At 59.2% G+C, this 13,967-nt stretch carries 10 protein-coding genes and 1 pseudogene; 2 read left to right on the forward strand and 9 right to left on the reverse strand.

The window, feature by feature from the left end; all coding sequences use genetic code 11:
• Positions 1 to 22: 22 nt before the first annotated feature.
• The 7 genes and pseudogenes from AB4O12_RS12410 to AB4O12_RS12440 all read right to left on the reverse strand — a co-directional run bounded on the left by AB4O12_RS12410 (position 23) and on the right by AB4O12_RS12440 (position 9,598).
• Complete coding sequence (locus AB4O12_RS12410; protein ID WP_406226865.1) at positions 23 to 1,153, reverse strand: SGNH/GDSL hydrolase family protein; 1,131 nt, start codon at positions 1,151 to 1,153, stop codon at positions 23 to 25.
• A gap of 109 nt (positions 1,154 to 1,262) precedes the next feature.
• Entirely contained in the window at positions 1,263 to 2,309 is a 1,047-nt protein-coding gene (locus AB4O12_RS12415; protein WP_406226866.1) for an acyltransferase family protein, read from the reverse strand.
• A 12-nt stretch (positions 2,310 to 2,321) separates the two neighbouring features.
• A complete protein-coding gene (locus AB4O12_RS12420; protein ID WP_056791467.1) occupies positions 2,322 to 3,425 on the reverse strand; it encodes a hypothetical protein in 1,104 nt (367 codons plus the stop codon).
• A 1,220-nt stretch (positions 3,426 to 4,645) separates the two neighbouring features.
• The gene (locus tag AB4O12_RS12425; protein WP_041477306.1) at positions 4,646 to 5,758 is read right to left on the reverse strand and encodes a polysaccharide pyruvyl transferase family protein; all 1,113 of its coding nucleotides are present in this window, start codon (positions 5,756 to 5,758) and stop codon (positions 4,646 to 4,648) included.
• Between the two features lie 15 nt (positions 5,759 to 5,773).
• Positions 5,774 to 6,856 carry a glycosyltransferase gene (locus AB4O12_RS12430; RefSeq protein WP_150741246.1) on the reverse strand — a complete coding sequence of 361 codons (1,083 nt, stop codon included), beginning with the start codon at positions 6,854 to 6,856 and terminating at the stop codon, positions 5,774 to 5,776.
• A gap of 40 nt (positions 6,857 to 6,896) precedes the next feature.
• Positions 6,897 to 9,118 (reverse strand): annotated as a pseudogene (locus tag AB4O12_RS12435) (polysaccharide biosynthesis tyrosine autokinase).
• Between the two features lie 39 nt (positions 9,119 to 9,157).
• The gene (locus tag AB4O12_RS12440; protein ID WP_150741248.1) at positions 9,158 to 9,598 is read right to left on the reverse strand and encodes a low molecular weight protein-tyrosine-phosphatase; all 441 of its coding nucleotides are present in this window, start codon (positions 9,596 to 9,598) and stop codon (positions 9,158 to 9,160) included.
• Positions 9,599 to 9,887: 289 nt separating this feature from the next.
• Between AB4O12_RS12440 and AB4O12_RS12445 the strand changes: the two genes are divergently transcribed.
• Both AB4O12_RS12445 and tal read left to right on the forward strand, forming a co-directional pair.
• Positions 9,888 to 10,844: a glycosyl hydrolase family 5 gene (locus tag AB4O12_RS12445; protein WP_460062167.1), complete on the forward strand. Its 957-nt coding sequence runs from the start codon at positions 9,888 to 9,890 to the stop codon at positions 10,842 to 10,844.
• Positions 10,845 to 11,046: 202 nt separating this feature from the next.
• On the forward strand, positions 11,047 to 11,973 hold the full coding sequence (tal, locus tag AB4O12_RS12450) for a transaldolase (RefSeq protein WP_016775468.1): 927 nt from the start codon (positions 11,047 to 11,049) through the stop codon (positions 11,971 to 11,973).
• Positions 11,974 to 12,187: 214 nt separating this feature from the next.
• On the opposite strand, the gene rssC is transcribed toward tal, so the two are convergent.
• Both rssC and rssB read right to left on the reverse strand, forming a co-directional pair.
• A complete protein-coding gene (rssC, locus tag AB4O12_RS12455) occupies positions 12,188 to 12,670 on the reverse strand; it encodes an anti-sigma factor antagonist RssC (protein ID WP_003226553.1) in 483 nt (160 codons plus the stop codon).
• Positions 12,670 to 13,851, reverse strand: a complete 1,182-nt coding sequence (rssB, locus tag AB4O12_RS12460) for a two-component system response regulator RssB (RefSeq protein ID WP_041477317.1) — start codon at positions 13,849 to 13,851, stop codon at positions 12,670 to 12,672. The genes rssC and rssB overlap by 1 nt, the downstream gene beginning before the upstream one ends.
• Positions 13,852 to 13,967: the final 116 nt, after the last annotated feature.

The raw sequence follows: 13,967 nt of genomic DNA on the forward strand, positions 1-13,967 counted from the left end.
CCCACGCTCCGCGTGGGAACGATCATGGTGGCGAGTCGTCGCAACCGGTACTCGTACCAGTTATCCAGCCATAAAAATAATCGGCAATCACCTTCCCGCCCGTGGCCGGCAACGGATGAATCCTGTCCGGGCCGATCATCGCGCTGGCGTAGCGTTTGACGTCGGGGCCGAACGCGCATTGCAGGTTGGCAAAACCGAGCTGCTGCTCACGCGCCCACGGTTCGAGCACCTGCGCGTAGGCCGACATCGGATAAGCGCTGGAGCGCGTGGTGTCCTGACGCATGATCAGGTTGATGCTCGCCGCTGGCTGGATCTCGCGCAGCATGCTCACCAGGCCCTGAACGTTCTGCAGGTACTGCGCAGGTTTGACGCCGAAGCCCTGATCGTTGCCGCCGAGCATGATCAGGTACACGTCGGCCGGAATCTTCGACACCACAGCTTTCCATTGCGTCTGCCACTGCGGATCGGCGTGATAGAAATCCGCCGATGCCGCGCCGGAGGCCGCCAGTTTCGACACTCGCACGCCCTGCTGATGGTTACCCAGCCACAGGCCGAACAGTGTCGGCGCGCCCTTCACCACTTCCAGTCTGAATGACCAGTCTGCGGCTGAAGGTGCGCCCGCTAGCGCGACTTCCTGAACGCCTGAGCCTGCGAGTTTCAACGGTTGCCAGTCTTGCGCGGGCGACCAGCGATAGCGCAACTCATCGGATTCGCCGTTGCCCAGATACAACAGTTTCGCCTGAGTGACCGTGGTATCGATGCGCGGCGAAGGGCTGGCATCGACTTGCACCCAGGCACCCGGCTTGCCGCTGATCGTGCGACTGTCCGGGCTGGCCTGGCCCAGGTCGGAAACCTTCCAGCCGCCGCCGAAGTATTTGTCGCTGCTGCGGGTGTATTTGAAATGCGTGCCGCCCAGCGCCGCGCCGTGGTTGAAACCGACGTAACCGGGGCCGGCAAAACCCACCTCGGCGGCCACTCGCTGCACCAGTTTGTTCAGGTAGAAATCCTGCCCGGCGGTGTAGCTGTCGCCGATCACCGAAACCGCCAGCACCTTGCCGGCCTTGCCCTCGCGCCACTGCGCAAAGCGCTGGCGGGCATCGTCTATCGTGATGGCCGAGGTGGCGACGGGTTGAGGGGCGTCTACTGGCATCATTGAATATTTCCTTTGTCCGGGATGGCTCCTTCGCGAGCAGGCTCGCTCCCACAAAAGACCTTGTGCAATTCACACAATCTCTGTGGGAGCGAGCCTGCTCGCGAAGCTTTCAGCTGTTCTGCGTCTGCACCACCGGAGCGACAATCACCGGTGCTTTCTTCTTCGCCGCACGTTCGCCAAGGAACAACACCGAGGTGAAATTGAACCGGCTGAACACCATCGCCAACAGCACCGGCCCGAGCAATCCACAACTCAGACCACCAAGCACCAGCAAGCTCTCATCCTTCACGCCGAGGCGCCCGAGGACAAACCGCGAGGTCGCTGCGAACAGCACATGAAAAAGGAAAATCGCATAGGAATACCCGCCGAGCCAGGTCAGCGCTTTCGAGCGCATGTCACTCGACAGCAACGCGATGCAAGACACACAACCCACCGTCAAACCAATCAGGCTGCGGCGATCGACAATCAGCTCACGATCAATCGCCGCGACGTACAGCAACGTCAGCGAGATCAGCACAAACAATAACGGCCCGATCACTTTGAAACGCTGCTTCAAAACATCGACATTTTCCTGACCGATCATCCCTGCAACAAAAAACGGCAGCAGGTAAATTGCACCGTTGATACCGAACGCATCCAGCGGCAACGGCGGCAGCAGGAACAACACCGCCGCAAACGCAAACAAGCCATACAGCCGCGTTGCTGAACGCAGCAGGCCACGCCATTCCAGCAAGCCGACGAAGATGAAAATGCTGAACACCGCCTGCAGGAACCAGAAGTGGTTGATCGGTACCCAGAACGACAACAACGCGTCGATCACGCCGACGTCCTTGTTCACCCCCGGACCCACCGCTTGCAGCACCGAGAACGGCACGCCGACGCAGAACAGCGGCACGATCAGCCGCCGCACCTTGCCAGCGAAGAAGGCGGAAAAGTCATTGCCGCGAATCTTGTAGATCGAATAGATGTAGCCGGAGATAAACGTGAACAGCGGCATGCGCACGTACACCATCGAGTCGGCGATGACCCGGAACAGCGAGCCGATGTCGATCTTCAAGCCGCCGCCCAGCGGGCCGATGACGTGATAGAGCACCAGCAGCAGGCACGCCAGGCCGCGCAGGGTTTCGATCTCCAGGGATTTTTTCTTGCTCGACATAGAGCACCTGCCTTAAGTGAGAATTCTTGATTCGACCTGCACCGGTTTGTTCGCGCGCAGCATCAAGCCCAGGCCGACGAACAACACCGGCACGACCATCGAGAAGTGTCGGGCAAAGGAGCCGAAGTCCGGCTCGAACAAGCCTTGCACCAACAGAAACGCCAGCGGAATCGCGATCAGTTCCTTGGGTTTGGTCTGGATCGGCGCGCCCTTGTAGTCGGTCGAAGTGATGACCTTGAACAGCAGCAGCGCGGTCATGATCATCAGCGCAACGAAGATCACCTGCCCCGGCCCGGACAGCAGAATCAGCTCAACCGGGAACGACAGGCGGAAGAAAATGATCATCGAATCCAGTGCCTGGGAGACGAAGTCACTGCCGCTGAGCCACGAGACGATGAGCGACTTCGAGCCCTCCTCGCCCGCCGTGCGCAGCTCGTTGTTGCTCGCGCGGATCGATGACACCGGAAAGCCCAGCGCCAGCTGAATGGCCATGGCCACCGCCAGATAAAACAGAAACAGCATCAGAAAGAAGGTGAAGCGCGAGACGTACTTTTTCATCACGCAGACGCCGACCCACGACAGCGAAAACAGAATCCAGTACGGCCGGATCAGCACGCCGTAAATCACCGCCGAGAGGAAAAAACCGCCGCGATATTTGCGCGTCAATGCGCTGAGCAGAATGCTCAACACCGCCACCGACACGATGATTTCCTTGGTCAGGTTCTCGAGGAAAAACGAGCGCACGATGCCCCACAGGCACAGGGTGCCGAAAATGGTCAACGGCATGCGCCGAAACACCACCACCGGAATTGCGGTGAGGAAGAAATTGCAGAACATGCCGTAGGCCCAGGCATTGGTCAGATTGATCCCGGTGGGCCGCAGCAGGAACGCCGAACACTCGTAGGACGAGCGATCCGGCGAGAACGGGTTCCAGAAATTGCAGTTGTCGGCACGCGCATACGACGACCACAAGGTCATCGCATCCGGCCCCGGATCACGCGGCACCAACAGCGGCATCGCCACTGACAGAAACAGTCCGGTGAACAGGATCAGAAAGGAAATCGACGAATCGAATGTGCGCCCGCGAAACTCGATGCGCGGCAGTTTCAGGCCCATGACAGCGCAGCCTTCTTTTGCGCCGGTGACACGGGTCAACACTGCAATCACACCAAGTTGCACGACGATGGCGAAAACATTGCCCCACGCCGCGCCGTAGATCGAGTAATGCTTGATCAGCACATAGCTGACCGGCACCGAAATCAGCAGGCAGAGCGCCGCGCTGGCCAGCGACACCCGGCTGTTTTTCGAAGCAATCAAACCGCCCCAGACGATGTCGCCAATCGCCCGCAACGCGAAGGAAAAAATCAGCACCGCGAGAATCGCGTTATCGGGACGCGGCACGCTGGCGGCGACGTAATCGAGCAGCACATTGAAAAACACATAGATCGCCACGGCCACAACGGCGGAGACCGCTAGCGAGCGCATCACCCATTTGTTGACGAACAGTTGCCTGACCGTGAACGCCTGTTGATCGGCCTGGAAACGCTTGGCCAACACCGGAATGCCGACCACCGCCACCACCGCATACGACAACGCCTGCAAAGTGTTGGCCGCCGACCACGCGTACACATATTTACCGAGGCTGGCGTAGGGCTCCAGGTCGATGATCAGAAAGCGCTCGGCGTACTGACTCAGGGCGATCAGACCGGTGCCGAGATAGAACGGCAACCCGGCCTTCCACACCGTCGCGGTGTCCAGCGTCGCTGCTTCGCGGCCCTTGTGCACGTTCACCACGATCAGGTAACCCGCAATGATCACCAGCACGTTGGCGGCGACCCACAGCCACAACACACTGGCGATGCCCGCGACCCAGCCGAGCACCATGCCGCCCACCGCCAACACCGCCCACAGGCCGGTCTTGATGAAGAACAGCAAGGCGCCGGCGGTGGCTTTCTGCGCAGAAAACACGAAGGAATTGATTTCGAACGACAGGTGCTCGGTGAGCAGCACCAGGGTCACGCACAGGATCAGCGTGGCGGTCGCTTCCACCGACTGGAACAGCGAATAGACCAGCACCGTCAGTACCGACAACAACAGCCCCACCGCCAGATACAGCAGCAGAACCTTGTCGACCACCCGCCGCGAGCTGCCGCCGACGCTGATCAAACGGTTGATCTCGGAACTGAAGCCGACGCTGTAGAACTTCGAAGCGATCAGCGAAGCCGCGACCACCACACCGTAAAAACCCAGCGCCTCGTAACCGAGGTAATGGGTGATGGCCAACACCAGCAAGAACTTTGCGCCCAAGGCTCCGCCCCGAAGCAACAGCCGAAATATCATCGAACGACACCCTTGATGATTTCGTCCATGGCCACGGTTTTCGCTTCGATTTCGCGGCAGGTGTCGGTCAGGCGCTTGCCGAAATCAGCCAAGGCATTGGGCGCGTAAACGGTGTTGATGATGGTGTCGACGTCGATGTCGCCGCCATTGATCACCCAGTCCTCGACGCCCATGTCCTGGTAGGCGCCAAAGCCTTTGCGCTCGTAGCTGATGTGATACGCCGGCACGCCGGAGAGCAGCGATTCGATGGCGCCGTGCAGACGCACCGAGATCACCAGGTCAGGTTGGTATTTGGCGATGGTTGCCTTCAGCGACAGCAGGTCTTCGTTGATGCCCAGCTCGCGGTAGAACGCGCCGTCATCGTTGCCACGCACCGCACTTTGCACGGCGCAGACCACTTTGCTTTTGTTCTTCAGACGCTGCAACAGCAGTTTCAGATTCGCCACGTAGGCGACCTTCTTCTCTTTGCTCCATTCCGGCGGCTTGCGCAGCACTACGCAAACCGTCGCCGGCGAGGCGGCGCAGCGAGTGAATTTCGGTTGCTGAAGAATCTTGCTCGCCAGCGACTGCACCGCCAGATCCGGCGCGCGGTAGACGTTTTCGCAAGCATCGAAGATGGCCGAGGAACGGTTGTCACGCACGAACACCGCATCGGCGCTGGCGTAGTGTTCGACGATCTTGCTGCTCTCGCCGTGGAACGGGCCGATGCTCTGCGGCAGGTACACCGACGGCACTTTGCTGAGAATCGCGGTTTCCAGTTGCTTGGCATGGCCGAGCTTCAGCTTGATGTGCTCGAAGGCGCTTTTCGAACGCATGTAACCGCCGCCGACACCGACGATCAGATCGGTTTTCTTCAGCAGATCGGCGAGCCCGGCGTAGGACTGATTGAGAAACACCGCTTGCTTGACCCGCCCCAGACCCTTGGCCGCCATCACCGGCGCATCGAAACGCGGGTGCGGCAAGTAGTTGAACGACTCGGGGTCGGACGCCACGACACTGATCGCGGTGTCGTCACCGAAGTTACGCTGCACCAGAGCAATGGCCAGATCGACGAGCAGACCGTCACCGGAGTTGGACGCACTGTAGCCATGCAAAATCGTTACGTTCATAAGCTTGAGTTCTACTTAATAAGTGGGAGCGTGATACAGGTCGTAGGTCTGGCGGATCATCAACGCGGCGCTGAAACGTTCGCGGACAATGCTCCGGCCTTCGTTGCCGAGGTCGAGCAGGCGCGGCTTCTGGATGATCGTCAAAACGTCGGCCAGCGCCTGGTGATCGCCGGAGGGGAAGACGTAGCCGGACACTTCATTGGTGACCAGTTCCGGCAGTGAAGTGCAGTTGCTGGCAATCACCGGCAGCCCCATGGCCATGCCTTCCAGCGGCACCATGGCAAAGCCTTCCCAGCGACTCGGCACAATCAGCGCATCGGCTTTCTGATACAGCGCCTGCACTTCACTCGGGGTCACCCACGGCAGGTACTCGACCGAATCCATCGGCGGGCACTCGACCGAATCTTCGTTGACCGCACTGCCGACCACCGTCAGTTTGAGGTCGTTGCGATTGACCTTGGCGTAGGCCTTGAGCAGCACGTCGAAGCCTTTCTGGTAATCCAGGCGCCCGACGAACAGCAGATGAATCGGCTCGGCGCCAGCGGTTTTTGGCGCGTCATCCTTGTGATGAATGCCGTTGTAGATCAGCTTCATGCGCTTGCGCTCGATACCGAAACGCGCGGCTTTATCCAGCTCGTACTGGCTGACGCAGATGATCACGTCGGTGACTTTCTGCAGCACGCGCTCGATCCACGCGTAGACCTTCTGCTTGGTCGGCGAGCTTTCCATCAGGAACGAAAACGCATGCGGGCAGTAGACGATTTTCGGCTTGCGCCATGGTCGCAACAGCACACACACCACACGGCCGATCACCCCGGAAAAGGTGCTGTGCAAATGCACCACGTCGGGGTTTTCCTTGAGCAGCACCTGGCTCAGACGCCAGGCGAAACGCAGCAGCGACGGCACGTTGCGGCCACTACGTGGAAAGGTGCGCACCTGCTGCGGGGCGATGCCGTGCAGCTCCTTGGCCTGATCCTCGGGCACCAGATAGACCAGTTGATAATTCGCTGCGTCGTCTTCTGGGGATGCCGAGATCGTGCGGATCACCGTCGCCACGCCACCTTTGATCGTCTCTGCCACGTGCAGTATTTTTTTCACAACTCACCCACTTCAAACAGGAAAGAACAATCGGCAACCATCAGGATTTGTCGGACGCGTATTCGTAGTTGTAATAGCCGGTGCCGCCGTAATAGCTGGCCGCACGTTTCTCGACGCCGTTGAACACCGCGCCTTTCAACTCGATGCCGTTCTGGGCGAAGCGGCGAATGGTCAGTTCGATCTCTTTGGCCGGGTTCACCCCGAAGCGGGTGACGATCAGGCTGATGCCGGCCTCGCGACCGACGATGGCGGCATCAGTCACTGCCAGCAGTGGCGGCGTGTCGATGATCACCAGGTCATACAATTCGCTGAGTTGCGCCAGCAGTTCGCGGAAGTTGGCGTGCATCAGCAGCTCGGAAGGATTGGGCGGCACTTGCCCCCGGCTGATGAAATGCAGGTTGTCGACTTCGACCTTGTTGATCGCCTGCTCAAGGGTGCAGCGCTTGACCAGCAGGTCGGACAAACCATTGCTGATCGGCGTGTTGAGGGTTTTGTGCAGGTGCCCTTTGCGCATGTCGGCATCGATCAGCACCACGCGCTGGCCGCTCAGGGCCATGACCGCCGCAAGGTTGGACGAGACGAAGGTCTTGCCGACCTGCGGGCTCGGCCCGGAAATCATGATGCGGTTGTTGGTCGAATCGAGCCCGGCAAAGTGCAGGCAGGTGCGCAGGCTGCGGATCGATTCGATCGACAGATCGGTCGGATTGCGCAGCGCCAGCAGGTACGCCGGTTTGTCGACGCCATCGCGGGCGCGGCCCTTTTTGTTGTCCTCTTCTTCCTGCAAGGCGCTGTAGGGAATCGACGCGTAAACCGGCAGGCCCAACTGCTCGATGCCTTCCGGGCCTTCAAGGCCACGGCTGAGGGATTTGCGCAGCAGCACCAGCGCCACGCCGACAAACGCGCCGAGCAATGTCGCGATCAGCACGATCAGTGGTTTCTTCGGTTTGATCGGATTGGTCAGGTCGACATCGGCAGTGTCGATCAAGCGCACATTGCCAACAGCCCCGGCGCGGACGATGTCGAGCTCCTGGGATTTGTTCAGCAACTGCGTGTAGATCTGCGAGGCCACTTCGACGTCGCGGGTCAGGTTGAGCAATTCCTGCTGGGTGGCCGGCAAGTCCTGAACCTTGCCTTCGAGGGATTTCTGCTGCTGGGTCAATTCGCCGATCTGCGTCATCAAGGCGCGATACGCCGGGTGCTGTTTGGTGAACTTGCGATCGAGTTCGGCCTGCTGCATTTTCAGCTCGGAAATGCGCGTTTCCAGCGCCACCGACTGGCCCAGCACCGACTGGGTTTCCAGCGAAATGTTCACGGTCTTGCCGTGGGTCTGGTAGGCATTCAAGGCGTCGCTGGCCTTGGCCAGATCACGCTTGACCTGGGGCAACTGGCTTTGCAGAAACGCCAGGCTCTGCGCGGCTTCCGCCGAAGTGCGCCGTACGTTCTGTTCGACGTAGAGCGAGGCGATCTTGTTGAGAATCTTCACCGCCTCGGCCGCGTCCGAGCTGGCCAGCGCCAGACGAATGATCCCCGACTCTTTGCCTTGTTCGGAGATATCCAGCGCGTCCTGATAGCCCTGAATGGTCACAATCCGAGGATTGCGCACCACCTGAAAGCGCGTGCCGGGGTTGGCCGAAAAGTGCGCGATCTGCCCTTCCACGCCATCGTTGGCAAACGCTTCGCCGGCCACGCCTTCGGCGAGCAGATTGTCGTTTTCATCGAACAGCTGAAAACGCTGCTGCTCGCCGGCGATCAGGGTGAGTTTCTTGCCGAGCAGGTCTTTCGGCAATTGCAGCCGAGTGAATTCCAGACGTTCACCGCCCCAGGCATAACTGTTCAAGCCGAAACGCGGCGGCGCGACCCGGTCTCGCTGTCTCCGCGATAACGCCGCGAAAGAAAGCCGCCGATTAACGGGAACGTGTTGGGCGTGACGTCGATATCCAGGCGCAGGTCGTCAACGGTTTTGCCGATCACCGCGCGGGATTTGATGATGCCGATTTCGGTCACCGACGGCGATTGCCCACCGAGCATACTGTTGAGGTCGGAGAAACCGAGCATGTCGTTCTTTTTCGGTTCGACCTGCACCAGCGCGTTCGCCAGGTACACCGGCGTTGCCAGAACCGCATAGGCGACGCCGGTGACCATGAAGGCGCCCGTCAGCGCGCCGATCAGCCACTTCTGGTCGATCAGGCTGCCGAAGATGCCGAGCAGATCAATACTGTCTTGATCATTGTCGCGGGTGCCGATTACGGACGGTAACTGCATAAGTCTGTTCTTACCATTTGCTGTTCTGAAGAATATTCATCAATGCCCGAGACGCTTCGCCCATGAACTAACAGCATCTTCGATCAATGCGTGGGCATGAATAAACGCGGCTTTGCCTTGACGATACGGATCATGTATTTCGCGCTCGCTCTGCCACTTGCCGAGCAGAAACACTTTGCCTCGGGCGTGCGAGGCAATCTTCAGCACTTGATTGACGTGGGCTTTTTCCATGACCAGGATCAGGTCCGAGTCATTGACGATGTCCGAAGTCAGTTGCCGCGCCTTGAAGGCCTCGGCACGGTGCCCGTGTTCTTCGAGAACCTGCCGCGCCGAGGCCTCCACGCCCTCGCCGACGCGGGCGGACAGGCCGGCGGAGGACACCGTGATGGCGGACGGCCCCAGCGCGTTGCGCAGCAGCAGTTCGGCCGTCGGACTTCGGCATATATTGCCCACGCAGACAACGAGGATCTTTTTGAACAAGTCTTGCTTTCCTGTGTAATATCAAACAGCCAACATGTCGCGAAAGTTAATGAACCCTCACGACTTTCCTGCACTCAGAAATAGCTTCGCCCTGTTAGTACAGGAACATTAAGTACCACAGCGTTTTAAGCCGCCCCAACCACAATTAGCGGACTAAAAATAACTGTGATTTTCAGTTACTGTTTTCCTGACAAAAAATAACATTCGCGCACTTAGTGCCATCACCGTTATCGGAAATTGAGTAACGGGATAAATATTCGTAGTTGTCATTCTCTTCAGGAGAGCAGACATGAAAACAGCACAGCGCAATAAACTCGCCGCCCTCGCCCTGATGGCGCTCGGTGCCACCAGCCAGGTTCACGCCAGTGAGCTGTTCCCCAACCTTCCAGCAAAAACCATCGGCGTGCAGGTGAAAATCCAGAGTTTCACCGCCGCCGATGCCGCGCAGATCAAAGCGGCAGGCTTCAGCTTTGTGCGCTTCGGCGTGTGGAGCGACAGCCTCACCGCCAAGACTTATCAGAAACAGGTCAGCGACGCCTTCGCCGCCGCCGCTTCCGCCGGCCTGCCGGTGCTGCTGACGGTGCGCGCGATCAAGGCACTGCCGGCCACTTCGCCCGAGGAACTGAACGCCGCCGGCGGTAAGTTCGCCAACACCGTGACCGGGCTGGAAAAATCCTCGAGCTCGCAATTGGTGGCGATCGAAATATGGAACGAACCGGACCTGGAAACCTATTGGCCGACGCGCAATTTCGATACAACGTTCGTGCCGTTCATGGCCGGCATGTGCAAGGCCTTCGAAGCTCAGCCACAGACGACACCACGGGTCGGTTTCGGCTTCGCCCGGCCGCCAAGCGCGGGCTCGGCGTCGACGGTGGCGCTGAAAAGCATCGTCAGCGATTACCCCAAATGCTTGAACGCCGTGTCCTACCACCCTTACGGCATGACCGCCACGCAGATCAGCAACGCGCAGACCTTCATCCAGCAGAACTTCAATCTGCCGGGGGTCATCAGTGAATGGGGGGTTTCGGCCCTCGCCTCCAACGGTGGTCCTGAGGGGCAAGCGACCAAGATCAACGCGTTTATTACCGACGTTAAACGCCTCAATATTCCGCTGACCTCTATCTATGAATGGCGGAACAGTGATTCCGGCAGCAACGATCGCGAGAAGAACTTCGGCTTTCTCACCTCTGACGGCCAGCCAAAACCGGCGCGGTTGTCCGTGGAAGGTGTGTTGAACGCTGAGTAGGCGTTGGGCGACCGGCCTGTTCACAGGTCGGTTGCTTTGAACCTGTGGGCTGTTTTGGCATCGTATTCAGCGACACCGCGCCCCGCCTTTCAAACAATCGTTTTCAGGTTGTTGCCGCAGGGGCCATCGATCCACCAATGCACCCTTGAGTGCCCGTCAGCGCTCGGGTAATGTCTTCAGACCCATAGGATAGAGCACGCCCATGACTTCCAAGCTGGAACAACTCAAACAGTTCACCACCGTGGTTGCCGACACCGGCGACTTCGAAGCGATCGCCCGAGTCAAACCGACCGATGCCACCACCAACCCTTCCCTGCTGCTCAAGGCTTCGGCGATTCACGGTTACGCCGAACTGCTGAACGATTGCGTTCGCGACTGCAAGGGCGATGTAGGCCTGGCCAGCGACCGTTTCGGCGTCGCAGTGGGCAAGGAAATTCTCAACGTGGTTCCAGGCCGCATCTCCACCGAAGTGGATGCGCGCCTGTCCTTCGACCAGGATGCGATCCTCAAGCGTGCGCATCGCCTGATCGAGCTGTACGACAAGGCCGGCGTTGGCCGTGACCGCGTGCTGATCAAGATCGCCTCGACCTGGGAAGGCATCCGCGCCGCCGAGATCCTCGAGAAGGAAGGCATCCAGACCAACCTGACCCTGCTGTTCTCTTTCGCCCAGGCCGCCGCCTGCGCCGATGCCGGGGTGTTCCTGATTTCGCCGTTCGTGGGCCGTATCTACGACTGGTACAAGAAGGCCAACGGCAACGACTACACCGGCGCCGATGATCCGGGCGTGCAGTCGGTGACGCGCATCTACAACTACTACAAGGCCAACGACTACAAGACCGTGGTCATGGGCGCGAGCTTCCGTAACATCAACCAGATCGAGCAACTGGCTGGCTGCGATCGCCTGACGATCAGCCCGGAACTGCTGGAGAAGCTCGCCGCCGACACCGGCAAGCTGGAACGCAAACTGGCGCCGGGCAATGCCGGTGAAGCACGTCTGAGCCTCAACGAAGCGCAATTCCGCTGGTTGTCCAACGAAGACGCGATGGCCACCGAGAAACTGGCTGAAGGCATCCGTCAGTTCGCCCGCGACCAGGAGAAGCTGGAAGCGTTGCTGCAGGCCAAGCTGTGATTTGATTTTGTAGAACGCAAAAAGGGCGAACCTGTGAGGGTTCGCCCTTTTTCATTTGCCTGCACTGATAAATGTATCGACCGACCCGACGCCATCGCGGGCAAGCCCGCTCCCACAGGGTATGTGGAGAACCTAAGTTTGAGGTTTCACGCGATCATTGTGGGAGCGGGCTTGCCCGCGATGAGGCCAGCCCAGACACCATCAATTCATGAGGTCAGTGTCTTTCCAGGGCATTGACCAGATCATGAAACGCTTCACGATTGGAATCGTTCAGGCCCATGAGAATCTTGTGCGCTTCCAGCACCTTGATTCGCACCACTTCTTCGGACTGGTCCTGATCCGGCAGGTCGTCCAGGCACTCCGGGCACGGCACCGGGTGGTTGACGATGTTGAACACCTGCTCGAAGCCCATCGACTGCAAAAGCCGAGTGATGTCTTCGTGGGTGGTGACAACCGTCGGCAACAGGCCGACCTTCTGCCGCGACAGGATCGACAGTTTGGCCAGCAGGCCCAGGGTGGTGCTGTCGATGCTGCGGGTTTCGGTCAAATCGATCACGATCGCGTTGAAATTCAGCGCGGTGAAGATTTTCTCAATAGTCGCATCCAACGCCGAACACAGGGTCAGGCGAACTTCACCGACGAACTTCAGGACAAAGGTGCCGTCCTGCTCGGCGAACTGGATTCTACCGGTACTCATTAAAGATTCCTGCTCAACACCAACAGGGCGATATCATCCGGCATCTCCCCTAGCGTGGCCAAACCAAACACTTGCCGCAGACCATCCAGGCTGCCGCCCGCTGACTTCACCCGTTCGGGCAAAGCAGCCTCTTTTTCTTTGAGCGTTGCTTCCGGCAAAAGGTCCAGAATGCCATCAGACATCAGCGTCAGGCTGAACGTCGGCGGCAGCTCAAGCACGTGGTCTTCGTAGGTGGCTTCGTTGAAAAGCCCCACCGGCAGACCACGGCCTTCGAGATAACGAACACTGTCAGGCGTGTACAACACAGGCAAAGGCAGATGGCCGCCGATGCTATAGGTCAACAAACCGGTCTCCTCGTCGATGACTCCACCGACCATTGTGACGTGTTTACCCAGCTTACAACTGATCAGCCCCCGGTTGATATGACCGAGCACTTCCGAAGGTTTGAACTCCGGCAAGGTACCGCTGCGTTTCGATTCGAAGAGCAGACGCGTGGTCATGAACTTCAACAGCACGGTGACGAAGGCTGATGACGCACCATGCCCGGAAACATCCGCCAGATAAAACGCGACCCGGCGCTCGTCAACGCGGAAATAGTCGACAAAATCACCCGACAGGTACAGCGACGGGATGATCTGGTGGGCAAAGTTGAATTCGTCGATGCTCCACGGGCTTTCCGGCAGCATGTTCATCTGCACCTGGCGACCGGCGTTCTGGTCTTCCTGGAGCAGGTTCAGGCTGGCTTCAAGCTCGCGATTGGCCTTTTCCAGCTTCTCGCTGTAGCGCTGGTTTTCCAGCAGCAGCCGCGCACGATCCAGGGCCCGGCGCACGGAGTGCTCGAGCACAGCCAGATCTTCGAGAGGCTTGATCAGGTAATCCGCCGCACCCAGGCGCAGGGCCTCGACTGCGTCGTTCATTACCCCGGCACCCGAGACCACGATCACCGGCGTCTCCGGTGAGCGCTCGGTAACCTGACGGATCAGTTCGAGACCGCCCATCTGCGGCATGCGCAGATCGCAGATGACCAGATCGGGCTCGTCTTGCTCGAATACCTGAAGACCCTGTTGACCGTTGCCGGCCTGCAGGACGCTGAAACCACTGTCTTCCAGATAGGCCGCGAGGCTCGCGCGCACTACCTCGTCATCATCGATTATCAGCAGCGTGGCACTGGTTTTTGGCATGTGGGCAAACGGCGCCAGAATTAGGTTGGCGTAGTGAGCGGGGCAACGGCCCTGCGCAGACTACTGGATTCGCTTTCTAGCCTCTCTGTTGCAGCGCTTTCAAGCATTCGCCTGGC

It is taken from the genome of Pseudomonas sp. S2_A05, assembly GCF_054668485.1.

Bases quoted from the DNA above. Each gene is read 5' to 3' on its own strand.
- rssB (WP_041477317.1), bottom strand. From the start codon at position 13,851: ATGCCAAAAACCAGTGCCACGCTGCTGATAATCGATGATGACGAGGTA.
- AB4O12_RS12445 (WP_460062167.1), top strand. From the start codon at position 9,888: ATGAAAACAGCACAGCGCAATAAACTCGCCGCCCTCGCCCTGATGGCG.
- AB4O12_RS12415 (WP_406226866.1), bottom strand. From the start codon at position 2,309: ATGTCGAGCAAGAAAAAATCCCTGGAGATCGAAACCCTGCGCGGCCTG.
- AB4O12_RS12410 (WP_406226865.1), bottom strand. From the start codon at position 1,153: ATGATGCCAGTAGACGCCCCTCAACCCGTCGCCACCTCGGCCATCACG.
- tal (WP_016775468.1), top strand. From the start codon at position 11,047: ATGACTTCCAAGCTGGAACAACTCAAACAGTTCACCACCGTGGTTGCC.
- AB4O12_RS12420 (WP_056791467.1), bottom strand. From the start codon at position 3,425: ATGGGCCTGAAACTGCCGCGCATCGAGTTTCGCGGGCGCACATTCGAT.
- AB4O12_RS12425 (WP_041477306.1), bottom strand. From the start codon at position 5,758: ATGAACGTAACGATTTTGCATGGCTACAGTGCGTCCAACTCCGGTGAC.
- rssC (WP_003226553.1), bottom strand. From the start codon at position 12,670: ATGAGTACCGGTAGAATCCAGTTCGCCGAGCAGGACGGCACCTTTGTC.